The organism is Exiguobacterium sp. HSB13, assembly GCF_056764755.1.
In genome coordinates this window covers 2,188,589-2,212,805 of the sequence record NZ_JBUZOM010000001.1, presented here as the reverse complement: position 1 = coordinate 2,212,805, position 24,217 = coordinate 2,188,589, and the positions used below count along the sequence as shown (strand labels likewise).

Annotated in this window: 28 protein-coding genes; 17 read left to right on the top strand and 11 right to left on the bottom strand. The window is 49.1% G+C overall.

Translation table 11 applies throughout. The features are described 5' to 3' along the window. Positions 1-188: 188 nt before the first annotated feature. Positions 189-1,541, top strand: coding sequence for a magnesium transporter (gene mgtE / locus ACZGCQ_RS11530; protein WP_481266338.1), 1,353 nt, complete (start codon positions 189-191; stop codon positions 1,539-1,541). A gap of 53 nt (positions 1,542-1,594) precedes the next feature. Here the strand turns inward: mgtE and ACZGCQ_RS11525 are convergent, their stop codons facing one another. From ACZGCQ_RS11525 to ACZGCQ_RS11510, 4 genes are all read right to left on the bottom strand, one after another. After that, positions 1,595-2,245 (bottom strand): hypothetical protein, encoded by a 651-nt coding sequence (locus ACZGCQ_RS11525; protein WP_481266337.1) that lies wholly within the window; start codon positions 2,243-2,245, stop codon positions 1,595-1,597. Between the two features lie 13 nt (positions 2,246-2,258). Continuing rightward, on the bottom strand, positions 2,259-2,588 hold the full coding sequence (locus ACZGCQ_RS11520) for a potassium channel family protein (RefSeq protein ID WP_023469572.1): 330 nt from the start codon (positions 2,586-2,588) through the stop codon (positions 2,259-2,261). A gap of 12 nt (positions 2,589-2,600) precedes the next feature. Continuing rightward, the gene (locus ACZGCQ_RS11515; protein WP_481266336.1) at positions 2,601-4,166 is read right to left on the bottom strand and encodes a GGDEF domain-containing protein; all 1,566 of its coding nucleotides are present in this window, start codon (positions 4,164-4,166) and stop codon (positions 2,601-2,603) included. 94 nt (positions 4,167-4,260) lie between these two features. Further along, on the bottom strand, positions 4,261-5,094 hold the full coding sequence (locus ACZGCQ_RS11510; RefSeq protein ID WP_481266335.1) for an SDR family oxidoreductase: 834 nt from the start codon (positions 5,092-5,094) through the stop codon (positions 4,261-4,263). A gap of 126 nt (positions 5,095-5,220) precedes the next feature. Here ACZGCQ_RS11510 and ACZGCQ_RS11505 point away from each other — a divergent pair, with 126 nt between their 5' ends. The 4 genes from ACZGCQ_RS11505 (at position 5,221) to ACZGCQ_RS11490 (ending at position 7,895) form a co-directional block, all read left to right on the top strand. After that, the gene (locus ACZGCQ_RS11505; protein WP_481266334.1) at positions 5,221-5,976 is read left to right on the top strand and encodes a DeoR/GlpR family DNA-binding transcription regulator; all 756 of its coding nucleotides are present in this window, start codon (positions 5,221-5,223) and stop codon (positions 5,974-5,976) included. Beyond that, positions 5,973-7,022, top strand: a complete 1,050-nt coding sequence (locus tag ACZGCQ_RS11500; protein WP_481266333.1) for a Gfo/Idh/MocA family oxidoreductase — start codon at positions 5,973-5,975, stop codon at positions 7,020-7,022. Before ACZGCQ_RS11505 ends, ACZGCQ_RS11500 begins: the two co-directional genes overlap by 4 nt. After that, positions 7,010-7,480, top strand: a complete 471-nt coding sequence (locus ACZGCQ_RS11495) for a heme-degrading domain-containing protein (RefSeq protein ID WP_481266332.1) — start codon at positions 7,010-7,012, stop codon at positions 7,478-7,480. Before ACZGCQ_RS11500 ends, ACZGCQ_RS11495 begins: the two co-directional genes overlap by 13 nt. A 238-nt stretch (positions 7,481-7,718) precedes the next feature. Next, positions 7,719-7,895, top strand: coding sequence for a DUF6440 family protein (locus ACZGCQ_RS11490; protein WP_286949549.1), 177 nt, complete (start codon positions 7,719-7,721; stop codon positions 7,893-7,895). A gap of 338 nt (positions 7,896-8,233) precedes the next feature. On the opposite strand, the gene ACZGCQ_RS11485 is transcribed toward ACZGCQ_RS11490, so the two are convergent. From ACZGCQ_RS11485 to ACZGCQ_RS11470, 4 genes are all read right to left on the bottom strand, one after another. After that, the gene (locus ACZGCQ_RS11485) at positions 8,234-8,713 is read right to left on the bottom strand and encodes a DMT family transporter (protein WP_481266331.1); all 480 of its coding nucleotides are present in this window, start codon (positions 8,711-8,713) and stop codon (positions 8,234-8,236) included. Positions 8,714-8,725: 12 nt separating this feature from the next. Next, the gene (locus ACZGCQ_RS11480; protein WP_023469565.1) at positions 8,726-9,154 is read right to left on the bottom strand and encodes a DMT family transporter; all 429 of its coding nucleotides are present in this window, start codon (positions 9,152-9,154) and stop codon (positions 8,726-8,728) included. A 65-nt stretch (positions 9,155-9,219) separates the two neighbouring features. Continuing rightward, the gene (locus ACZGCQ_RS11475; protein ID WP_294740202.1) at positions 9,220-9,537 is read right to left on the bottom strand and encodes an ArsR/SmtB family transcription factor; all 318 of its coding nucleotides are present in this window, start codon (positions 9,535-9,537) and stop codon (positions 9,220-9,222) included. A gap of 45 nt (positions 9,538-9,582) precedes the next feature. After that, complete coding sequence (locus tag ACZGCQ_RS11470; protein WP_029342792.1) at positions 9,583-10,026, bottom strand: GNAT family N-acetyltransferase; 444 nt, start codon at positions 10,024-10,026, stop codon at positions 9,583-9,585. 158 nt (positions 10,027-10,184) lie between these two features. Between ACZGCQ_RS11470 and rpoE the strand changes: the two genes are divergently transcribed. From rpoE to ACZGCQ_RS11435, 7 genes are all read left to right on the top strand, one after another. Continuing rightward, on the top strand, positions 10,185-10,721 hold the full coding sequence (gene rpoE, locus ACZGCQ_RS11465) for a DNA-directed RNA polymerase subunit delta (RefSeq protein ID WP_235609843.1): 537 nt from the start codon (positions 10,185-10,187) through the stop codon (positions 10,719-10,721). A 270-nt stretch (positions 10,722-10,991) separates the two neighbouring features. After that, complete coding sequence (locus tag ACZGCQ_RS11460; RefSeq protein ID WP_023469561.1) at positions 10,992-12,587, top strand: CTP synthase; 1,596 nt, start codon at positions 10,992-10,994, stop codon at positions 12,585-12,587. 132 nt (positions 12,588-12,719) lie between these two features. Beyond that, positions 12,720-13,427: a GntR family transcriptional regulator gene (locus ACZGCQ_RS11455; protein ID WP_481266330.1), complete on the top strand. Its 708-nt coding sequence runs from the start codon at positions 12,720-12,722 to the stop codon at positions 13,425-13,427. Positions 13,428-13,578: 151 nt separating this feature from the next. Then, positions 13,579-13,923, top strand: coding sequence for a PTS lactose/cellobiose transporter subunit IIA (locus tag ACZGCQ_RS11450; RefSeq protein WP_481266329.1), 345 nt, complete (start codon positions 13,579-13,581; stop codon positions 13,921-13,923). Continuing rightward, a complete protein-coding gene (locus tag ACZGCQ_RS11445) occupies positions 13,923-14,231 on the top strand; it encodes a PTS sugar transporter subunit IIB (protein WP_023469558.1) in 309 nt (102 codons plus the stop codon). The genes ACZGCQ_RS11450 and ACZGCQ_RS11445 overlap by 1 nt, the downstream gene beginning before the upstream one ends. Before the next feature lie 12 nt (positions 14,232-14,243). Continuing rightward, positions 14,244-15,650 (top strand): GH1 family beta-glucosidase, encoded by a 1,407-nt coding sequence (locus ACZGCQ_RS11440; protein WP_481266328.1) that lies wholly within the window; start codon positions 14,244-14,246, stop codon positions 15,648-15,650. A gap of 12 nt (positions 15,651-15,662) precedes the next feature. Next, positions 15,663-16,985 (top strand): PTS sugar transporter subunit IIC, encoded by a 1,323-nt coding sequence (locus tag ACZGCQ_RS11435; protein WP_023469556.1) that lies wholly within the window; start codon positions 15,663-15,665, stop codon positions 16,983-16,985. 296 nt (positions 16,986-17,281) lie between these two features. Here the strand turns inward: ACZGCQ_RS11435 and ACZGCQ_RS11430 are convergent, their stop codons facing one another. After that, positions 17,282-17,791 (bottom strand): DUF2529 family protein, encoded by a 510-nt coding sequence (locus ACZGCQ_RS11430; RefSeq protein ID WP_481266327.1) that lies wholly within the window; start codon positions 17,789-17,791, stop codon positions 17,282-17,284. A 94-nt stretch (positions 17,792-17,885) separates the two neighbouring features. Here ACZGCQ_RS11430 and ACZGCQ_RS11425 point away from each other — a divergent pair, with 94 nt between their 5' ends. The 5 genes from ACZGCQ_RS11425 (at position 17,886) to glpX (ending at position 22,323) form a co-directional block, all read left to right on the top strand. Next, entirely contained in the window at positions 17,886-18,260 is a 375-nt protein-coding gene (locus tag ACZGCQ_RS11425; protein ID WP_029342784.1) for a response regulator, read from the top strand. 132 nt (positions 18,261-18,392) lie between these two features. After that, positions 18,393-19,247, top strand: a complete 855-nt coding sequence (gene fba / locus ACZGCQ_RS11420; protein ID WP_023469553.1) for a class II fructose-1,6-bisphosphate aldolase — start codon at positions 18,393-18,395, stop codon at positions 19,245-19,247. Between the two features lie 154 nt (positions 19,248-19,401). After that, complete coding sequence (gene fsa, locus ACZGCQ_RS11415) at positions 19,402-20,049, top strand: fructose-6-phosphate aldolase (RefSeq protein ID WP_023469552.1); 648 nt, start codon at positions 19,402-19,404, stop codon at positions 20,047-20,049. A gap of 28 nt (positions 20,050-20,077) precedes the next feature. Continuing rightward, positions 20,078-21,325, top strand: a complete 1,248-nt coding sequence (gene murA / locus ACZGCQ_RS11410; protein ID WP_047394432.1) for a UDP-N-acetylglucosamine 1-carboxyvinyltransferase — start codon at positions 20,078-20,080, stop codon at positions 21,323-21,325. Positions 21,326-21,357: 32 nt separating this feature from the next. Further along, the gene (gene glpX, locus ACZGCQ_RS11405) at positions 21,358-22,323 is read left to right on the top strand and encodes a class II fructose-bisphosphatase (RefSeq protein ID WP_294749767.1); all 966 of its coding nucleotides are present in this window, start codon (positions 21,358-21,360) and stop codon (positions 22,321-22,323) included. A 180-nt stretch (positions 22,324-22,503) separates the two neighbouring features. Here glpX and ACZGCQ_RS11400 read toward each other — a convergent pair whose 3' ends face one another. Both ACZGCQ_RS11400 and ACZGCQ_RS11395 read right to left on the bottom strand, forming a co-directional pair. After that, positions 22,504-23,271, bottom strand: a complete 768-nt coding sequence (locus ACZGCQ_RS11400; protein ID WP_481266326.1) for an SDR family NAD(P)-dependent oxidoreductase — start codon at positions 23,269-23,271, stop codon at positions 22,504-22,506. Between the two features lie 71 nt (positions 23,272-23,342). After that, entirely contained in the window at positions 23,343-24,020 is a 678-nt protein-coding gene (locus tag ACZGCQ_RS11395; RefSeq protein ID WP_481266325.1) for a C40 family peptidase, read from the bottom strand. Positions 24,021-24,217 lie beyond the last annotated feature (197 nt).

Genomic DNA, 24,217 nt, shown 5'->3' with positions numbered 1-24,217 from the left:
AGTTTCTTTAGGGCAAAAAACAGGGTAAAAAAATTAACTCCAGTCACTGGAAAAAGATTCGGTCTACAAATAATGTTTCCTTAAGGCAAACTTTAAAGCCGCGGGAAACAGATGTCAACTGTTTTTAGATATCGATTGCGAATCAACTCGTGCTAAGATGAAAAGGCAGAATGCAGGGGGTGAGGAGATTGCGTCAGACAGCAGAACAAGAATGGAAGTGGCTATTGCTCGATGCGCTCGCGAAGGAAAAACGGGAGCAAGCACAGCAAGTCATCGAAGAGGTCTATCCGTATGATATCGCGCAAGTGTATGAAGAGTTGGGCGAAGACGATCAGGCACGACTCCTCGACTATCTCGATCACGAGCGATTGGCAGATGTCCTCGAGGAGCTCGAAGGGGAGCAGCGTCTCGCCGTCTTACGTCGTTTAGACGTCGAGCGTGCCGGGCACGTCCTTGATTTAATGGAGAACGATGATGTCGCGGATGTACTTGAGGAACTGGGACCGGAAGAGACCGACCGTTTGCTTGGTAGCATGCGGACAGACGAGGCACTGATCGTCCGCAATCTCTTGACGTATCCACCGGAAACGGCAGGGCGCTTGATGACGAACCGGTTCATTTGGGTCGGAGAGGATTTCACGGTCGGTGAGACGGTCGAGAAGATGCGCGACTACATCGAATACTCGGAGACGATCAACTATGTCTACGTCGTCAATCAACTCAGTGAACTCGTTGGTGTCATCTCGTACCGGGATGTCATCTTAGCTGAAAACACGGAACGGATCAGTGACGTCATGGAGACGAAGGTGATCCGGGTCGCGGCGGAGACCGATCAGGAAGAGGTCGCGCAACTGTTCGAACGCTATGATCTCGTCTCGTTACCAGTTGTCGAGGGCGACATTCTCGTCGGACTGATCACGGTCGATGATGCGCTTGATGTCTTACGGGAAGAAGCGAACGAAGACATCGAGAAACTCTCAGCGTCCGGTAAATCAATCGATTTTGAGACGAAACCGTGGATTGCTGCGACTCGCCGTTTGCCATGGCTAGTCTTGCTACTCTTCATCGGGCTTGTCTCTGGATCGATCATCAGTCAGTTTGAAGAGACGCTTTCGAAAGTCGTCGCACTCGCCTTCTTCATGCCGATGATTGCTGGTATGACCGGAAATACAGGTACTCAATCGCTCGCAGTCGTCGTCCGGGGATTGATCACACGTGAAGTCGATAAGCGGGTTGCGACCCGATTGATCCTGCGGGAGCTCTGGGTCGGTTTGATCATTGGTGTCATTTGTGGCATCTTGATCGCGATCATCGCCTACGTCTGGCAAGGAAGTGCCGTCTTAGGTCTTGTCGTCGGCAGCTCGCTCGTCATTACGTTGATTTTCGGAACACTAGCTGGAACGATCATTCCGCTGATCTTACATCGTCTAAAGATCGACCCGGCAATCGCATCCGGACCATTGATCACGACATTGAACGATATCTTGTCGCTCCTCGTCTACTTCGGGATCGCAACGGCTTTCATTAGCCGTTTGATGTAAAAAAACCGAACCGATTCATCTTCGTCAAGAGGAAGGGAATCGGTTCGGTTTTTTCATGTGTGCTCATTCGCCGTGCGAATCCAGATCGCGAGTGGACCAACGTCGTCAAAGCCGGCTTCAAGCGCCGTGATTAGGTGATCGCCATACTCGTAACCGACGAGCGATTGACCGGGGAAATGTGCTGAACTCAAACGTGCGATATCATCCCATAAGCGCTCGTCGAGGTAATCGGAATTGACGTATGTCAGTCCAGTCGTCACTTGATTCGAGTAGGCGATGCAACTTGCTTGTTGCGCCTCCGAATAGAAGAAGCGAACAGCGGGATGTTGCCATAACGTTGTGGGCAACTCCGGTGTTGCCTGGATCGACTGGAAGCGAGCGAACTGATCGAGATCTGTCACGACGGACCAATCGACGGGAAGGGCACGACGATCGAGTATGGCAGGGCGGGTCATCCATTCCGCTGTGAACAGATGACTGAGACCGGCACTCGAGAAATCATAGCTTGCCGTGCAGTCCTTGATGCTGTAGATATCCGTGACACCAATTCGCTGATGGGGAAGTCGGACCATCAGTTCCGGATAATAGCTTGGTACGTTTCCCTGAGCATGCCAGGTTGAATCAGTTTCCGTCACCCGGCAACCGGCTGACTCACAGACGAGGCGACACCAATCGAAATTATTTTGGATGGCAGCTTGGCGCATGGATTTCCCCCCCTTATTCATCCTCCGGTTGTTTAATCAGAACGTACGATAACGTGGCAATCAGTGTTAAGAACAACCCGCAGCCAATTGTAATGTATGCCATCGTAAAGACCTTACCGAGCGTCGTCGTTGGAACGAATGTTGGATGCCCGACCGTACTTAGTGTCGTGATACAAAAGTAAAGTGCATCCACTATCGACAGGTTTTCTTCCGTGCTATAGAAGATCGTTCCAGAGACGAGCGTCAACAGGCAGAGAATCAATAGACCACGAAAGTAAGATAAGTGAAAGGCGCGGCGCAATCCCTTGAATAAGCGTGAAAAAATCGTCAGTACAGAAATCATGGAATCTCTCCTTTAGGATCGTTGCGTCGAGTCCATCGTATCATGAATGAAATAATCGTTCTTTCCGGCATGTTTGACGCGATACATCGCTTGGTCAGCATGCTGAATCAGCGTGTCGAGATCGACGCCATGATTGGGTGAGTAACTAAGTCCGATGCTCGTTCGGATTTCAATGGTTTCTTCAGCGAACCGGTAAGGGTTGTCTTGCAAGTACGTCAACAGATTCGCAGCATAGGCATGGAGTGTAGCGACAGACGGATGACGATAGAGTAAGAAGAATTCGTCGCCACCGACACGGGCAGCGAACCCATTTTGTTCCGCATGGTGTTCTAGTAGGCGAGCGATATGAATCAAGAAGGCGTCACCGATTTGATGTCCATACGTATCGTTGATGGCTTTGAAACCGTCGAGGTCGACGACGATGATCGCGATATGATCAAGCTCGAGTAACTCTTGTGCCGCTCGTTCGTAAAAGCTCCGGCGATTCGCAATCTTCGTCAACGGATCGTGGTAGGCGAAGAAACGAATCGTCTGCTCGGCTTCCTTGAAGGACTGGATATCACGAATCAACAGCATCCCGTGCAGCTCTTGTTCGATGAAGACGAAGTCGGCATCCATGACGACGTAGCGTTCTTGTTGTTGTGCTGTCAAAATCTTCGTTTCGAATTCGTTGAATTTGCGCTGTGATAAAAAGTGCGTCATATAATGCAGCGACCAATCGGCTTGTTTTTTATCCGGCAAGTAGGTCGAAAACGTACATGCCGTTAAGTCATCGGTCTCAAACAGGCGATGAGCGGCTGGGTTGGCACTCTCGATTCGTCCATCCCGGTCGAGCAGCAGGATTGCCGAAGGATTCAAATTGTAGAGCGTCGCGAAACGCTTTTGATAGGACGCGAGATAATCGAATCGGCGCATTGCGATCGCCAGTGCTCCTGCCCAGAACAAACCGCCATACATATAGGCATACGGTGGCATGATGGCGTAGAACGACCAGTAGCCGAAGACGATATCCCACGCGAGAACGAGAATCGCGACACTGAGTAAGACGTTGATGATGCCACGACGTGCATCTTTCAAGTGTGTCCGTGCGTACACGAGCAGACCGATGACGAGGAGATGGAAGATGTTCCCGACCGTCATCGTCACTAGATATTGTGTGTTGAATTCAGGGTAAATGAACTGTCCGACCTGTGTGAATTGCTGACTGTTGATGACGTTCGTCTGGAATACGTATGTCGTCAGCACGACGCCCATCGGAAGATAGAAGATCCATGGGTACAGTAAGCGTGGCATTCGTTTCCACAAATTCGAGACGCGAAAGATGAAGTGGAGCGATGTACTGAAGACGATCAGACCAGCATTTCCGAACCAGTAGGTCACGAATGCCGGACTCAACTCGATCGGGGAGGCATTCCGGAAAAATTCACCGAGGAACAACATCCCGTAAGCGAACGTGAATAAGCTAAGCAGTCGGTGTTGCGGACGTGATGGATTGCGTAAAAATATATCAATCGACATGTAGAACATGATGAAGGTCGGAATCAGATAGACGATCGTAAAAAGAAACAAGGATGGCATGGCGTTCCGCCCTTCTAGATAATTTTTAGGTAGATAGTCTCAGTATAGTGGGCGAAGATTGCTTAGGCGGATTGAAATTTCAAAAAAAGGGAAATCAGTCGAGATTTAATGTCAGCCGTCGTATTTTGGCAATCCCTTCGAGACCTGACGGATCATGATGCGTCTTATGGGCGACGAAATGTTCATCGGCTTCCGTCGTCCGGATTCGTAACGGACGTTCGTCACGGTGGACGACTTCGAAGATCACCTCAGCCAGAGCTTCTGCCGATTGGCGATCGGCATGTCGCGTCCGATAAGTCTGCAAATAAGCCGTGATGATTGGCTTGAAGTCGTCTTCGTGTAAGCCACCCGTCCGTTCAAGTTGATCGAGCACAGTTGCGGTAAAGTTCGTCTCGACGGCGGCTGGTTCAATCAGGGTGACGTCGATGTTGAAGTACGGTTTATAGTAGGTCGCAAGACTTTCGAACAGCCCTTCGATCGCAAACTTACTGGCACAATACAGTTCATTCATCGGTTGACCGACGAGACCACTGACGCTTGAAGTCGCAAGTAAGTGACTACCGTCCGGTGCTTGTTTGAGTAAGGGGAGACAAGCTTCGATCGTTCGGATGACACCGAAGACGTTCGTTTCGAAGAGTTGCTTGATTTCATAACTCGTCGCTTGACCGAGTGCGCGCAGCAAACCATGACCGGCATTGCAGAACACGACGTCGAGATGATCGATTTCTTGCTCGATTTGCCGGATGGCTGATTTGACGCTAGTTTCATCCGTCACGTCGAGCGGCAAGAAGGTGAGCGTCGGTAACGACACGGTTATTTCGTCCGGACTCCGGACACCGGCGTAGACGAACCATCCGGCTTCTGCAAATCGTTGCGCTGTCGCCAGACCGATACCGGAAGAAGCACCCGTGATTAATATCGTTTGCATATCAATTCCTCCGTTCTGAAAGTAGTTGTCTTCTATTATTTACCCGAATTGCCGTTGAACTATTTGCATTAAAATTGCACATTTTAATGAAAAAACTTAATATAAAGAAAAAGGAGGCAGGAATCGATGGGGCAAATGGAACGGTTGCAACAGATGCGGGAATGGATCAAGACGAGTCCTGAAATTTCGCTCGATCAATTGATGCAGGAGTATCAAATTTCACGAGATACTGCACGTCGTGACGTCATCGTCCTCGAACAAGAAGGGGAGATCATTCGCGTTAAAAATGGATTAGTCCGTGCTGGTGGAACACTTGCATATGAACAGCGGACAGAGAAACCGGAAAAACGGCGGATCGGGCAGCGTGCAGCGCGTCACGTCCATGCAAACGATCGCTTGTTGCTCGACGCTGCAACGACGGTATCTGAGATGGCACGAGCACTTCCGCCTTATCCATTACAAGTCATCACGAACTCCCTCGACATCGCAGACTATGTCGGAGCTCGCACGGATATTGAGCTGTATGTCACGGGAGGACGTTTCGACCGGCATGCGCGAAGCTTGAGTGGGATCAAGACGGCAGACGACATCCTGAACTATCAAGTCGATTGTGTTTTTCTTGGAGCATGTGGATTAACGGAAGAAGGACTTTTTGCGGAACAACTCGAAGAAGCGGTCGTAAAGACAGCGATGATTCGGAGCGCGACCCGTGTCATCGTCCTCGCAGACCATACGAAATTCAATAAACGTTTTTTGCATAAGGTCTGTGACTGGGAGCAAATCGATGTGCTCGTTACGGATCAAGTACCAGACGCAACGTGGCAAGAGCGACTACACCATTACAACGTTGAACTCGACGTGACAGAGGAGGAAACAACATGAAACCGATTCAAACGACGCTCGTCGGATTCGGCTTTTCAGCGGTGACGTTCCATGTCCCGTTCTTACAGGCATTACCGGCATTTGAAGTGACGCAAGTCGTCTCCAGTCGACCGGAACAGGTGGCACAACATTTCAGTAAGGCGACGGTCGTCACGACACTTACTGAAGCCTTGCAAGATGAGAACACAGAACTCGTCATCATCACGACACCAACGGCACTCCATTTCGAAATGGCAAAACAAGCGATTGAAGCAAAAAAGCACGTCCTACTCGAAAAGCCAGCCGTTGTAACGATCGAAGAAGCACTGGCGCTGCAAACATTAGCGAAACAACATGGCGTTCAGGTTGCCGTCTATCAGAACCGTCGCTTCGACGGGGACTTCCTGACACTTGAACAATTGATGGAAATGAACGAGATCGGCGACTGGCAAGTCATCGAATCACGGTTTGATCGCTATCGCCCGGTCGTTCGGGAACGCTGGCGTGAACAAGCGGGAAGTGGCGCCGGCATCCTGTTTGATCTCGGCTCACACTTACTCGATCAAGCACTTGCCTTGTTCGGAGAACCGGATGCATTGACGGGTGATGTTTACCTGCAACGTGATGGTGCTGTCGTCGATGATGGTTTCCATGTCACGCTTTATTACGGTACGCGTCGTGTCATTCTTCGTTCGACGTCTTTCATTCAAGGACCAACACCGCGTTTCGAGTTTCATGCGACACGTGGTAGTTACGTCAAATACGGAATGGACCCGCAAGAAGGTCGGCTTGCGAAAGGTCATCCTGTCGATGGACAGCTCGGTGAAGATGAAGTAGATTCCTACGGTTATCTCCAGATCGCCGATCAGCCAGTCGAGCGTCTCGCAACACTTCCGGGCAGTTATGCGACATTTTATGAACAGTTGGCGGAAGGACTTCGCGGGGGTCGAGTACCGGTCGATTTACGCGACGCTGAAAAAACAATGCGCTTGATTGAAGCAGTGCGCATCAGTAGTGATGAAGGACGACGCCTCTTACGAAAGGAATGGGATGCATGGAAGAATTAAAGGTATTGCTTGCGGAAGAGGAAGAACTCGTCCTAACGTCACTGACGAATACAGAAGCGATCGGAATGGGGCACGAATTGATCGGACGAGCGATGAAGGAGAACTTATCGATCGCCGTTGAAATCAAACGGAACGGACAACGCTTATATTACGCGGCGCTCGACGGTACGGCACCAGATCAGGAAGAATGGATTCGTCGGAAATCGAACGTCGTCTTACGGCACGGCTATAGCTCGCTCTATATGCGTCGGTATAATGAGAGTAAACATCGCTCGTATCATTCGATGTATGCGGTCTCGCCAGCCGATTATACCGATGCCGGTGGGTCGTTCCCGATTCGGATCGAAGGAGTCGGTGTCGTCGGTACGATCACCGTTTCCGGTCTATCGCAGGAAGCGGATCATCGCCTCGCGACGGAAGCGTTGCGCTTACTTAAGAGACAACAGCTGGAAAAGTGATATAGATACATGAGATGTCCTCACGATGTTCCACCCGCTTTTCTCGGGTCTTGTTCATCTCTGACAGCACGATAAATCGTGCTTTTTCCTGGAGGAGTCGTGTGGAGAAGTGAGGACTCTTTTATATAGACAATACCTTTGTAAAACCAAAAGCGTTAAACCTATCCCTTCATATCCTTGCACAGTGATGTATGATTTTATGTGAAAATCAGAAAGAACGAGAGGATGCATAAAAATAATGGACAAACGGTTCATCCTTAAATCAAAACAGCACTTAAGTGGTGGCATTATCAAGATTGTCGTAGACACTGAAACAGGCGTCAATTATTTAATGACAAGCGGGCTCGGATTGAACGGAATGACACCGTTATTAGACAAAGAAGGTAAAGTTGTTGTAGATAAGCCGGTGGGCTGAAAACGTACAATTTTTCTAGTTTGAGCGTTGCGCCTACGGAATCTAATCTATTCTACTTTGTCCGCAGGAGTCTTCGTCTTATACGTTCATCAACGGATCGTACGATAAGAAAAAACCGAGATGCTGAAGTAGATTCACTTCAGCATCTCGGTTTTTCTCTTTATTGCTGGATTCCGAGAAGTGCTAGGACTCACGTTGTTCACGCGACTCCTACAGGAAAAAGCGCAAGATTTTGCGCTGTCAGAGACAAACAAGACCCGTGTCGGCTGTCACTGACAGTCGAGACTGGCTTGTGTCTCGCCTGAGGAAAGCGCGTGAACGAATCGTGAGGACAATCGTCACGATGCCATCGAATCAGATGAAGCCGACACGTCTTTACGTGTGTTCCCGCGATAGACGAAGTAAAGCGCAACCAGCATCGCAAGCAGACCGAGCAGACGTTTTCCGTCGAGCGGGACGACGACGCCACCGAACGCACCGATGTGGTCGATGACCATTCCTGCTGCGAGTTGACCGATGACGGTCGCGATACTAGCTGCCGTGACACCGATTTGCGGGACAGCAAGAATCGTTAAGAATAGATAACTGACACCGAATAGGACGGCACTGAGTTGCCAACGTGGTGCTTCGAGCAAGAGTAAGACGTTTCCTTGACCAAAGAACAAAATGGCGAGTGCGAGAATCAGCATTCCGGTGAAGAATGTCAGGAACGTACTTTCCAGAGCCCCTGCCTTTTGACTGAAGGCACCGTTGATCGATGACTGCGCGCTCAGCATCACACCGCCAAGTAATGTAAAACCGAGTAATAGAATATTCATGAGCGAACCTCCTTAAAAGATGAGAAATAGAGCGACGAGCATCAAAGCTGAAGCCGTCAGCTTGTCACGATTGATTGGACGTTTCGGACTACCGAGCCAGCCGTAATGTTCGATGACCATGCTGGCAATCATCTGTCCGATGATGACACTGATCATCGCGAGACCGACACCGACGAGCGGGATGCTGATGATCAAGATCGTTAAGTAGATGCTACCGAGCAGACCACCGAGCAAGGTCCATTTCGGTGCGCGGAATGTATAGCCGAGTGAGCCTTTTCCGAAGAAGAGGACGATCAGTCCGATGATGATCGTACCGGCGAAGAAATTATAAAAGCTACTTTCGAGTTTTCCGACGAAGTTCCCGAGCTCACCATAGATGGCTCCTTCGACACTTAAAGCGATACCCGCAAGTAACGCGAGTACGTAATACACGATTTTCAACAGAATTCATCCTTTCACGAATCTAAATATCGAGAAATGTCGATATGTAAGGCAAGGAGAACGGATCAAAGTTCTCCTTTGAGGTACGTTGCGAGCTCTTGGATTTTTTCTTCATTTCGCCGGTAATACGTCCATTTGCCGTGACGTTCGGATTCGAGCAATCCGACTTTTTGCAACATCGCAAGATATTGGGAGACGGTCGATTGAGATAAGTTCGCCTTCTCTTGGATATCTCCGACGCAAATGCCTCCCTTGTCCGACAGATTCGTCGCGAGATGGGCCGTCGGCTTATTGAAATGAGTCTCGGGATCCTTGAGCCAGCGTAAGATATCAAGACGTACCTCGTTCGATAATGCCTTGAATAGATCCACTTGATTTGTCATATGCTTAAACTAATCGATGATTCCCGATATGTCAATTCAAGGCACTTATGGTTGAACAAACGCATGCTTGAGAAGACGATGTGTCACTTTGGTTGCCGTATAAGGCTCAAAGCCGAATCGTTCATAAAAGATACCGGCGTCATCCGTGTAAAGCCAAAGCTCGGAATACGTCAACAGCGCTTCCGGTACGATTTTTTCAAGCAGTTGTGTGCCGACGCCGTGATGTCGCATTTCCGGTAAGACATAGACATGACGGATGCGACCGACGTCATCTGTACCGGTTTGTTTCATATAACCACCGCAGGCGATGACGTGTCCGGAAAGGGATAGGGCGACGAACAATGCTTCGCCGTCCTCTTGGAACGTCTCGTCCCGTCGTTCGCGCAGCATCCGTTCAATGAAGGGATAGCCTTCTTGTGTACTCTTTGATAAGATCGGTAACCAGTTGAAGTCATCAAAATCGTTGACCCGTTCGATTGTCATCTCCATCTGTCATTCCTCCTTCTTCTCCCTTGGATATTCCTTTTTCGGGAGTGGGAAAAACACGAATCGAGAATCAATTCGAGCTTTTTTTAAATAGAGACTGGATTTTTAAAAGACGTTTTGCGTATAATGAGAAGTAATGGATTGAACGCAAATGAAAGGAAGTGGCCGTCACAATGAGCCTCAGCCGTTTAAGTAAAGAAGAGATTACTGATCTTTCGCTGATCGAATTCGTCAACGAAATGTTGCAAGAAGCTGGCGAACAGCCAATCACGTTCGATGACATCACGTCAGAAATCGAAAAGTATCATACGTTTACAGATGAAGAAGACAAGTTCGAGAAACTTGCTCAACTCTATACAGACATGAACATCGACGGAAACTTCGTCAACGTCGGAGCAAACCGTTGGTCACTCCGCGCTTGGTATCCGTTCGATAAGTCGGATGAGGATCTCGTCATCGAAGCGCGTCAACGTGGAGAACTCGATGAGTTTGAAGAAGAGTTCAACTATGATGCAGAAGAAGATGAGTTCGAGACGATTGAAGATGATCTCGATACATTCGCGAAGACAGCGGACTATGATTCAGCTGACGACAGCGAAGACGATGATACGTTCAAAAAAGTCGCAGCCATCGATGATCTCGATGACGATCTCGACGAAGAAGACTTAGAAGACTTCGAAGAAGAAGAGGAAGTCTAAGCACGATCAACCACAACTGTACAGCTGCTATTTCCCTATAGAAATGGCAGTTTTTTCGTTGACGGCTGACGAACGAGCACGGAAATTTTTCTTTGAAAAATTAGGCTTGACGAAGTTTTCCGAATGACGTAAGTTAGTCATGGGCTTCTTTAAGCAACGTGCTTATTTCAGCAAAAGTGTCTCCTATTCCAATGGGGGCACTTTTGCTTTTTTGTTTTTACCACCTCTGTATTGTTGAGATGTGAATTAGAGAAGGGAGCAATATTTAACATGACAAAGTATATTTTCGTAACAGGTGGCGTCGTATCGTCACTCGGTAAAGGGATCACCGCTGCATCGCTCGCTCGTCTCTTGAAAAACCGTGGTCTTAACGTCACGATCCAAAAATTCGACCCGTACATCAATATCGACCCGGGTACAATGAGCCCGTACCAACACGGGGAAGTATTCGTCACGGATGACGGCGCGGAGACAGACCTTGACCTTGGTCACTACGAGCGCTTCATCGATATCAACTTGAGCCAGAACGCGAACGTCACGTCTGGTCGTATCTACTCGACGATCCTCAAGAAGGAACGCCGCGGGGATTACAACGGTGGAACGGTCCAAGTCATTCCACACATCACGAACGAAATCAAAGATCGCGTCTTCCGTGCGGGCAAAGAAACGGGCGCTGACGTCGTTATCACAGAGATTGGTGGAACAGTAGGGGATATCGAATCGCTTCCGTTCATCGAAGCCATTCGTCAGGTGAAAAACGATATCGGGAAAGAAAACGTCATGTACGTCCACTGTACGCTCGTTCCGTATCTTGCAGCGGCAGGTGAGCTCAAGACGAAACCGACACAACACAGTGTCAAAGAACTCCGTAGCTACGGTATTCAACCAGACATCATCGTCTTACGTGCGGAGCACCCAGTCCCACAAGAGATGAAAGATAAAATCGCTCTCTTCTGTGACACACGTCCGGAAGCAGTCATCGAAGCACAAGATGCATCGACACTCTACGAAGTACCACTCAACTTGCAACGTCAAGGCATGGACCAACTCGTCTGTGATTACTTCAAGTTCGATACACCAGCTGCTGACATGACGGCTTGGAAACAACTCGTCCACACAGTGACACACCTCGAGAAGACGACGAAGATTGCACTCGTCGGGAAATACGTCGAATTGCGTGATGCGTACATCTCGGTCGCAGAAGCACTGAAACACGCTGGGTTTGCCTTCAACAGTGACATCGAAATCGACTGGATCAACGCAGAAGACGTGACGCGTGAAAACGTCAACGAATTGCTTGGTTCAGCAGACGGAATCCTCGTTCCTGGTGGATTTGGAGAACGCGGCATCGAAGGAAAAATCGAAGCGACACGTTTCGCCCGTGAAAACAACGTACCGTTCTTCGGTATTTGTCTCGGGATGCAACTCGCGACAGTCGAATTCGCACGTAACGTCCTTAACCTTGAAGGCGCACACTCAGCGGAAATCGACCCAGCGACACCATACCCGATCATCGACTTGTTGCCGGAGCAAAAAGACATCGAGGATCTCGGTGGTACGCTCCGTCTCGGACTTTACCCATGTAAACTCGAAGACGGAACGAAAGCACGTGCCGCGTATTCAAGCGAGCTCGTCTACGAACGTCACCGTCACCGTTATGAGTTCGGTAACGAATTCCGTGAGCAGTTCGAAGCAAACGGCATGGTCTTCTCAGGTACGAGCCCAGACGGTCGTCTCGTTGAGATCATCGAAATTCCAGAACACAAATGGTTCGTCGCGTGTCAATTCCACCCAGAATTGATCTCACGTCCGGAACGCCCACAAGCGCTCTTCCATGACTTCATCCAAGCATCACTCGGAGAGTAAGTCGTATCCAAATAAACCTGTCTTCTTCAAGAAGACGGGTTTATTTTCATTTATTCCTATCGTCAAAATACATATCTGCTATAATGGTAGCGGATTCATTCCTACAAATTTTAGATAGAGGGGGGAATATCATTGATTCCGAAGTATAAACATGTCGCTGAACAAATCGAGATCGAGATCAATGAGCACGTCTATCAACATACGAATAAACTGTTGACGGAAGACGAATACGCCCAAAAATTCGATGTCAGCCGGAACACGATCCGGAAGGCGATTGAGATTCTCGTCAATAAAGGGTACGTTTACCAAGTACAAGGGAGCGGCGTCTTCGTCCGTGATCATTATAAGAGTGATTACGTCAATCTTGAAAAACTACAAGGATTGACGAGTGACTTCAGTGGACGGAAGGTCGAGACACGCGTCCTTGCCTTCGAACAGACGAAAGCAGACGAAGAAGTCGCGGAACGCATGAAATGTCCAGTCGGTACACCGGTCTATTACGTCAAACGACTACGTCTCGTCGATGATCATCCGTTTTCGATCGAAGCGTCCTATTTCCGGAAAAATCTCGTCAAGTATCTCGATGAGAACATCGTTCAAAAATCGATCTATACGTATTTACGCAACGATCAAAATCTGTCGATTGGATTTGCGGATCGTGTCATCTATGCTGATTATTTGAACAGCAATGACGCCGAGTTGCTTGGATTAAAAGAGAACGATCCATCCTTACTCGTCGACAATACAGTCTATTTGACGAATGGAAAAATCTTCGACGTCTCGCGAGCGACGCATCATTTTCGCCACGTGAAGATGCTGAAGGTCTCGAATATTAAATAAGAAGGAAACACACGAAGCGAATTTCGTGTGTTTTTTTATTTAAATTTTTTAAAAAGAAAGGGTTTACACATTATGAAAGCGCATGCTATTATCGAACTGTAGAATTTGTACCTATGAATTCGAGTTATCCATACAACAAAGGAGTGACAACATGACTTCTGAGACGATTGAAATTACCCCGGAAGATATTTTTGGCTTAATCGCCTTGTCTGGCGACGCTAAAGCAAGCTACCACCAAGCAATGTTACTGATGCAAGAAGGCAAAGTTGATGAGGCACAAGCTGCTGTTACAGAAGGTGACGCGACACTCAAGGATGCCCATAGCATTCAGACGAAGTTCGTCACACTCGAAGCACAAGGCAAGACAGCAACCGTCGGTGTCCTGATGGTACACGCGCAGGATCACCTTATGAACACGATCCTCGTCAAGGAAATGCTCGGATATATGATGAACATGCAAAACGAAATCAACCAATTGAAGGGAATGGATCAATAATGATGAAAATCGGACTTTTTTGTGCGGCAGGTATGTCAACTAGTATGTTAGTAGAAAAAATGAAAGCGGTTGCCTCGGAGCGTGGCTTAGAAGCAGATATCGCAGCATACCCGGAATCAGAGATGGAAACATACGTCAACGAGCTTGACGTCGCTCTCCTCGGACCACAGGTGAAATACCTTCTCGCAAAAGGGAAACAAATCTGTGAACCAAAAGGTGTACCGATCGATGTCATCAACACGATCGATTACGGCATGATGAACGGAACAAAAGTACTCGACCAAGCAATCAAACTCGCAAACAAATAAGAGGTGAAGACGATGAAAATGCCAAAAGATTTTCTATTCGGCGCTGCTTCTGCTTCTTATCAAGTAGAGGGTGCTTGGAACGTAGACGGAAAAGGCGTCTCAAACTGGGATGTCTTCTCGAAGATTCCTGGAAAGACGTTTGAAGCGACGAACGGGGATGTCGCAATTGATCATTACCACCGTTACAAAGAAGATATCGGTCTGATGGCAGAGATGGGTCTTGAATCGTATCGTTTCTCGATCTCATGGCCACGCATCTTCCCGAACGGTACAGGTGAAGTGAACGAAAAAGGACTTGAGTTCTACAATAATGTGATCGATGAGTGCCTCAAGCACGGGATCGTCCCGTTCGTGACGCTTTACCACTGGGATTTGCCACAAGTTCTTGAAGAACAGGGCGGCTGGCGGAGTCCTGAAACAGCAGATGCGTTCGTGCATTTTGCGAAGACGTGTTTCGAAGCGTTCGGCGATCGTGTCCGCAACTGGATCACTTTCAACGAGACGGTCATCTTCTGTTCGCTCGGCTACTTGACAGGCGCACACCCACCAGGGATCACAGGTGATGCAAAAGCATACTTCCAAACGACGCACAACGTCTTCGTCGCTCACGCTCGCGCCGTCGAAGCGTTCAAGAAAGCGGGATATGAAGGAGAAATCGGAATCACGCACGTCTTCAACCCGGCGTTCAGCATCGATGAAGCGCCAGAAAACAAACAAGCCGAAGTACATGCGAATGAATACGCGACACACTGGTTCTATGATCCGATTTTAAAAGGTGAATACCCAGCATATGTCGTGAAGGATTTAGAAAAGCAGGGCTTGTTACCGGAATGGACAGAAGAAGAGCTTGATCTATTGAAACGGACAGCACCGCTGAACGACTTCATCGGACTGAACTACTATTGCCCACAACGTGTCATGAAGAATGATTCGGCACTCGTCATGGCAGGTGGTCGCGAAAACTCAACAGGACGTCCGGGGAACCCATCGTTTGATGGCGTCTACAAGACAGTCTTGATGGACGATAAAGTCTACACGAAGTGGGGCTGGGAAATCGCACCGGATGCCTTCCTTGAAGGAATGCGGATGCTCCAGGCACGATACGGCGATATCAAGATCTACATCACGGAGAACGGTCTCGGTGACGAGGATCCGATTGTCGGCGAAGAAATCATGGATACACCACGAATCGAGTACATCGAAAGTCACCTTCGTGCCGTTAAGCGTGCCGTCGAAGAGGGCATCAATGTCTCTGGTTATTATGCATGGTCCGTCATCGATCTACTCAGCTGGTTGAACGGATATAAAAAGCAGTACGGATTCATCTATGTCGATCATGCGAATGGTCTGGCACGGAAGAAGAAACAGTCGTTCCATTGGTATCAGGAAATCATCGCGACACGTGCTGCTGAACTATAAGGAGGAGTCGGAATGAACCGATTAGAAACCGTATTTGAAAAAGTCACTCCTGCCTTCGCACGATTCGCGAACGCTAAGCCCGTCCTTGCGATCAAGGACGGCTTCATCTTAACGATGCCGATGACGATCATCGGCTCGTTATTCCTATTGATTCTCGCGTTACCAATCCCAGGCTGGGAGAAGTTCATGACGGGACTATTCGGTGCCGACTGGACATTACCGCTGACGCAGGTCGTCGGTGCGACGTTTGATATCCTCGCGTTGATCGGTGTCTTCGGTATTGCCTATTCGTACGTTAAAAACGAGAAGATCGAAGGGGTTCCAGCCGGAATTCTTGGAATCATCGCCTTTTTGATCATCACACAATCATCTGTCCTGTCGAAGTCAGGGGAAGTCGTCACGGGTGTCGTACCGAAAGTATGGACGGGCGGACAAGGGGTCCTTGCCTCGATCGTCGTCGGACTCGTCGTTGGTTTCATCTACTCGCAGTTCATCAAACGGGGCATCCGGATCAAGATGCCAGACGGTGTACCACCGGGCGTTTCAAACTCGTTCTCGGCCCTTATTCCGGGACTTGCGATCATCACATTGTCTGTCGTCACGTTTGCCGTCTTCCAAGCGTTCGCTGACCGGACGTTCACGGAAGTCGTCTATGACGTCTTACAAGCACCGATTCAAAACTTGACGGATACGCTCGCGGGAGCAGTCTTGATCATGATCTTGATGTCTGTCATGTGGTGGTGTGGGATTCACGGTGCAGCAATCATCATGGGTATCATGGGACCGTTGCTGACAGCGAACGCTTTACAAAACCAAGCGATCATCGACTCCGGGAAAGAACTTGTCGTCGGTGACAACGCGAAGATCGTTACGATTCAATTCCTCGATGTCTTTACGAAGCTCGGTGGAACAGGGATCACGGTTGGCTTCATCATCGCGACATTGATCGTTGCCCGATCGGCTCACTTGAAGCAACTCGGGAAGCTATCACTCGCGCCAAGTTTGTTCAACATCAACGAACCGGTCATCTTCGGGATGCCGATCGTCTTCAACCCGATCATGTTCGTTCCGTTCGTCATCGTACCAGCGATTGCATCCTTCATGGTCTACTTCTCGATCCTCTGGGGTTGGGTCGAACCATTCAATGCGCTTCAAGTACCATGGACGACACCACCCGTCATCTCTGGCTTCTTGATCAGCGGATGGCAGGGAGCCTTGCTCCAGTTGGCGACGATTGCGATGTCGGTCGCGATCTATCTTCCGTTCGTCCGCATGCAGGATCAGCTGTCTTACGGTGAAGAACTAAAAGCACAAGAAGAACATGCTTCGGCATGATCAAAAAAAGGAAGCGCGAATGGCGCTTCCTTTGAGACTGAAGACAAAGTGCAATTTTTCTCTAACGAGAAGGATTGCGCTTTTTTGTTCGTTTCGAATCGTTTTCCTGGGACAAGCATCGCGCCGCTCTTGCTTGTGTCTCGCCTGAGGAAAGGGTGTGAAAAGACGCGTCATTTTTTGAGTCAGCCCTTTTTGTATAACGGTCATGAACGGTTTCGCTTTGATTCAATGAAGCTCGTAAGCTTAGTCAGACGCGGACACGTATCCAGTGAGCTTTATATTATAGAAGAAAAACGTCAATCCCACTCTTCCGTCATCTCTTGTAATTGCGTCAAGATATGCGTCAAGAGGAACGCACAAAGGGCAAGGCTCGGCAGGCCGTGGCGTGAACCGTCCTCTGCCGGAAGCAGCCCTTTATTGAACTTCAATGCGAGCGGAGCAATCGAACGCTCGAGCGTCTCCGTCACGTCACTGAGTGTGACGATCGCATAAGGCGTATGCCATGCATCGTAACGGGCAAGAGAAGCGAGGAGATCCGAGCGTTCCGTATCCGGCGTGAAGATCAAGATACGATCGACAGCGTGCAGGGTCTTTCGATCCTTGATCTTAGTAACGCGTTTCATCTGGTCCGGTCCTTCTGAGAGCATCGGATAGAGTCCTTCACATTCACCATAGGCGTCGACGTAGACCGTACCTTCCCCGACGAGCGCCTGTGCAAGTAAGCGGACGACATCGAATAGTTCTTCTTCCTGTTTTGCGAGCGTTTGCAATTTTCCGTTGAATTGTGTAGCTAAGATTTTCATCATTTTTCTTCATCCTTTCTATGTTTCTCTCAAGGACAGTATAAAGCAAGTTTTGCTTTAGTGTAGAATGGAAATAACTAGAGGGGGAGTGGCAGAGATGAAAGGCAGATTGTTGATCGTCGAGGATGAGCCGGGAATCCGGAACTTACTTGCACAATTGTTCCGGGCAGAAGGGTATGAAACGGACGTCGCCGTCGATGGAGAGGAAGCGATCGTCTACTTACAGGAAGCGGCATACGATTTATTATTGATGGATGTCAACATGCCGGGGCGGACCGGGATTGAGGTCTTGCGTCATCAGGACCGAATCGGACGACGTGTCCGGACGATCCTAATGACGGCACTCGGTGAAAAAGAAGCGATGGAAGAAGCGAAACGATTAGGGGTCGTCGCCTTCTTCGGGAAGCCATTTGACATCTTTGAATTAAAAAAAGAAGTGACTGTGCAAATTTCTCACGATGTAAGCGGTTAATCTTTCACGTCGCCGTCACAAACCAAAAAACCGAGCGAAATGCTGTACGTTCCGATGAATCAGTATGTTATAATCAGTCTGAAATTGCACGAGTTCGTGTAAGCAGCGATCAAAACAGAGGAGGATGTCATTATGCCATTAGTATCTATGACAGACATGTTAAACAAAGCTCTCGAAGGTAAGTATGCAGTAGGTCAATTCAACATCAACAACCTCGAGTGGACACAAGCGATTCTCGGTGCGGCTCAAGAAGAGCAGTCACCAGTCATCCTTGGAGTATCTGAAGGTGCAGCACGCCACATGGGCGGATTCTACACTGTCGTGAAAATGGTTGAAGGTCTCGTACACGACATGAAAATCACAGTTCCAGTTGCAATCCACCTCGACCACGGTTCGAGCGTTGAAAAATGTAAAGAAGCGATCGACGCTGGATTTACATCTGTCATGATCGATGATTCGCACAGCCCGATCGACACAAACATCGAAACAACTAAAGCAGTCGTTGAATACGCTCATTCTAAAGGCGTTTCAGTAGAAGCGGAAGTTGGTACAGTTGGCGGACAAGAAGACGACGTCATCGGTGATGTCATGTACGCGAAACTTGACGAGTGTGTACGCATCGTCAAAGAAACTGGAATCGACACGCTTGCTCCTGCACTCGGTTCTGTTCACGGACCATACAAAGGTGAACCAAACCTCGGATTCAAAGAGATGGAAGAAATCCGTGACGCTACAAACCTTCCACTCGTTCTTCACGGTGGAACTGGAATTCCGACACACGATATCGAAAAAGCGATCTCACTCGGAACTTCAAAAATCAACGTTAACACAGAGAACCAAATCTCATTCGCGAAAGTCGTTCGTGAAGTGTTAGCTGAGAAACCAGAAGCGTATGACCCACGCGTATTCATCGCACCAGGTCGTGAAGCAATCAAACAAACTGTCATCGGTAAGATGCGTGAGTTCGGTTCAAGCAACAAAGCTTAATCGACTCCTCTTTAAAGTGCGGTAGACTTCGGTCTACCGTGCTTTTTTCATATCATGTGAACGCGTATTCAATGGAAAACAGTAGGACTTCTCGTGAAAAAAACCTATAATAGAGTCGTAAGCGATTTCAAGGGATGAAAGGGGAACGAGAAAGATGAGATTTTTCATTGACACAGCAAACGTAGAGGACATCAAGAAAGCACATAAAATGGGGATTTTAGATGGTGTCACGACGAATCCGTCGCTCGTCGCTAAGGAAGGCGTCGATTTCCATACACGACTTCGTGAGATTTGTGAAATCGTCGGGGACGTCTCTGTCAGCGCTGAAGTCATCGCGCTTGATGCAGAAGGAATGATTCGTGAAGGGAAGGAACTTGCCCAGATCGCACCGAACATTACGGTTAAGGTTCCAATGACTCCGGCCGGACTCGAAGCGGTCGCAGCACTTTCAAAAGAAAAGATCACGACAAACGTCACATTGATCTTCAACCCGAACCAAGCATTACTCGCAGCACGTGCTGGTGCGACATATGTATCACCATTCCTCGGTCGTCTAGACGATATCGGACAAGATGGAATGGGACTCGTCGAGACGATTGCTCAAATTTTCGTCGTCCATGATATTCCGACACAAATTATCGCGGCATCGGTCCGGAATCCGGTACACGTGACGAACGCTGCTCTTGCGGGCGCAGACATCGCGACGATTCCATTCTCGGTCATCGAGTCACTCACACACCACCCACTCACGACGCAAGGAATTGAAAAGTTCCTCGCGGACTGGGAAAAAACGCAGCAATAATCGTAGCGAAGAGAAAGGTTGATGGAACGTGGACATTTTGCATATCGTAGGGCAACAACGCCTAGAAGGAACCGTATCAATCAGTGGTTCGAAGCAAAGCGCCATCCCGTGTCTTGCTGCAGCCCTCCTGACGGATCAGACGGTCGTTCTTGAAGGCGTGCCGGAGATTGGCGACGTCGCGACGATGATCGAGATTTTGGAGACGCTCGGCGCGGTCGTGACACGTCAAGGCGATATGGTGACGATTGATCCAAGTCGGGTCGAATCGATGCCGTTGACTGGTGCGGAGACGCGCAAGTTACGCGGATCGATCTACCTCATGAGCGTTCTGGCAGCCAGATTCAAACAAGGAGTCGTCGGTCTGCCTGGAGGTTATGCCATCGGACCACGACCGATCGATTTACACATCAAAGCACTAGAGCGTCTCGGTGTTTCTGTACGTAACGAGCAAGGCGTCCATTACATGCGCGTCGATCGTCTCGTCGGCAACCGGATTTACCTCGATCTCCCGTCTTTCGGAGCGACGATCAGTGCGTTACTCGTCGCTGTCTTCGCTGAAGGAACGACTGTCATCGAAAACGCTGCCTATGACCCGGAAGTCATCGACGTCAGTACGATGTTGACGAACATGGGGGCAAGCGTCAAAGGGGCAGGAACGGACGAGATTCGAATCAAGGGCGTATCGCAACTAAGTGGTTGCCGGCATACCTTGATTCCGGACCGGATGGAAGCAGGGACATTCTTGACGATGGGGGCGGCACTTGGACGCGTCACCGTCGACAACGTCATTCCGCTTCATCTCGAGAGCGTCATCCAAAAACTCGAGCGGTACGGTGCGTTGATCGAAGCAACGGATGATTCCGTCACGGCGACGTTTCAGGAGGCGAAGCCGGTCGATATTCGTGTCTTCCACTATGGTGGATTCCCAAGCGATCTACAACCTGTCATCTCGGCAGCATTGTTGCAAGCAAAAGGAGCGAGTATCGTCGTCGATAAATTGTATCCGCAACGTTTCCGACATGTACAGGAGCTACGGCGCTTGAACGCTCGGATCACGCATGAAGACGCCTCAATCATCATTCGTGGTGGAGAAACCTTACTTGGTACGGAAATCGAGGCACCGGACCCACGCGGTGGCGCAGCACTTGTCTTGGCGGGACTTCTCGCTTCAGGGGAGACGACGTTGCACCACGCAGAAGTGCTTGACCAGAGTTACGAACGATTTGATCAGAAGTTGAAGGAACTAGGCGCCCTCGTATGGCGTGAAACGATTTGACCGATTTGTAACAAGGGAGAGGGGACATACACATGGAGAGAAGTCTATCAATGGAACTTGTACGCGTTACGGAGGCAGCAGCGCTTGCCTCTGCGCGTTGGATGGGAAAAGGATTGAAGAACGAAGCGGATGATGCGGCAACAAGCGCAATGCGTGACGTCTTTGATACGATTCCGATGAAAGGAACCGTCGTCATCGGGGAAGGCGAGATGGATGAAGCACCGATGCTTTATATTGGAGAAAAGCTAGGAAATGGGTATGGACCACGACTCGACGTCGCCGTCGATCCGCTTGAAGGAACGAACATCGTCGCAAAAGGAACATGGGGCGCACTTGCTGTCCTCGCGGTCGCGGATGCAGGCGATTTGCTTCACGCACCGGACATGTACATGGATAAGATCGCAGTTGGTCCGGAAGCAGCAGGACACATCAGTCTGGATGCGACAATCGAAGAAAACATCGCAGCAGTCGCGAAGGCGAAGAACAAGGAAATCGAAGACGTCGTCGTCTCGATCCTTGATCGTGAACGTCATGAAGAGATCATTCAACGAATTCGGGCAACAGGGGCGCGGATTCGCTTGATTGGTGACGGTGACGTCGCTGCTGCGATTAATACGGCATTCCCGCACACAGGGATCGATATCTTACTCGGTTCAGGTGGTGCACCGGAAGGCGTTCTTGCTGCCGTCGCCTTGAAATGTCTCGGTGGTGAGCTCCAAGGACGCTTGTTACCAGCAGACGAGGCGGAAGTCGCACGCTGCAAGAAGATGGGCATCGAAGATCCATCGAAAATCCTCATGATGGACGACCTCGTTGCCGGAGATGACTGTATCTTTGCTGCGACAGGCGTCACGGACAGTGAATTGATGAAAGGTGTTCAGTTCACGGCGCAAGGCGGTCAGACGCACTCTGTCGTCATGCGTGCGAAATCCGGAACGGTTCGTTTTGTCGAGGGTATCCACTCGTTCAAGAAGAAACCGAAGCTTGTCATTAAGTAAAACAGACCGATTCCCCAAACAGGACGTCTGAATCCACATAAAAAGAGTTGGCGTTCCGGAGATAATCCAAAACGCCAACTCTTTTTTGCTATGTTTCAGGGAATCAAGACGTTCGTCTTCAACTTCTACAGGAAAGTGAGGATTTGAACATTGAGTGGTAAATGAATCGTTATTTGACGATTACCGCGGACGCTGGACTTCTCCTGCTTGTCGGGTGACGTACCGACGCGGTAGAAAACGCGTCGAAAAGATGTACCAGGCATTGCCGAAGCCAGGCACGATGAACGTTTTCCCCTTCATATAGCCGCGGTAGGCGATACGCGCAACCGTCGGAGCATCCATGACACCCGGTCGCAGGAACAGCCGAGATTGTTCAAGGTTTGCTGCCGATTCGAAACCGGTATGTGTCGCGCCCGGACAGACGACGCTGACTTGAATTCCGTCGTGTGCGAGCTCTTCTGTCAAGCCTTCCGAGAAATGAAGGACATAGGCTTTCGTCGCGTAATAGACACTCAGCCATGGACCACCTTCAAATGCAGCCGTTGACGCGAGATGGACGATCCGTCCTTTGATTCCCTGTTCTTTCATGCGAGAGGCATAGACCTTCGTTACGTGTGTTAATGCTTCGATGTTCAAGGCAATCATCCGAGACTCGTCTTCAAACGAGGTCTCAAGGAAAGAACCGAAGACACCAATCCCAGCGTTATTGATGACACAGTCGACCGGAATCTGTTCCGTTGCCCGAAACAGTGCCAGTCGATGCGTTCGCTTCGTTAAGTCATACGGAAAGACGGTTGCCGTTCCACCGAGTCGCTCGACATGGAACTTCGTTTCGAATAGAGCTGTCGCATCGCGTCCGACGAGCAGGACGTGATCACCTTGCATTGCGTGCAGATAAGCGAATTCGCGACCAAGACCTCTTGAAGCACCTGTGATTAAGACATGCATCTTGTTTCCTCCTTATGAATGAGATGAAAAAAAGCGATCGAGCCAATGCTCAACCGCTTTGAGATGATGAATTATAGGTAAGATCCAGCGCCGACAAGGCGTGAACCCCAGTACCCTGATTTGAAGCTTGAGTATTTAACGCCACCTGTTTCTGAGTTAACCATGCTTGACTTGCTCGTTGCGATCCCGACGTGTTGAATGCCGCTACCGTGTGAGAAGAAGACAAGATCTCCTGGTTGTACTTTTGAAACGCTGACTTTCTTAGAAGAAGAATATTGTGAAGAAGACGTACGTGGCAATGTTTTACCAGCCGCTTTCTTGTACACGTAGCTTGTGAAACCAGAGCAGTCGAATCCACGAGTCGTTGTTCCGCCCCATACATAAGGTGTACCTTTATGTTTTGCTGCTTCGTTCAGGATTTTCGTCCGTTTAGAAGAAGAGCTTGTTGATTTTTTAACGCTTGAAGATGATTTGTATGTCTTTGTGTACTGTGAGTAGACATAGCGTGTTTTACCGCCGTATGAGATTTTTGTCCAGCTGCCTGATTTGCCTTTGTATGTAAAGACTTGACCAGCGTTGACTTTCCCGACGATGCTTGCTTTCGTAGAAGGTGCTGTCCGAACACGAAGACCGTTGTCCGTGATCTTGACTTTCGTGACTGTCGCTGCTTCAACTTTACCTGTACCCACTGATGTAAAACCTGAAACCACTAAGGCTGCTGTCGCGATCGATGCTAGAAAACGTTTCATGTTAAGAATTCCTCCGTTTAATGTAGTGTGTTGCGTCCGTAAGTTATATGATGAAATCATTAAGTGTGTGATTAAGCAGTCTACCTTACAACTGTGTAAGAATTTTGTCTGCAGGAATATCTTAGCACGAGCACACTTGAAAACGTTTTTTCAGTTAGAAGACAAAACAGATGTTTTTGTAACATAACTGAAATAAT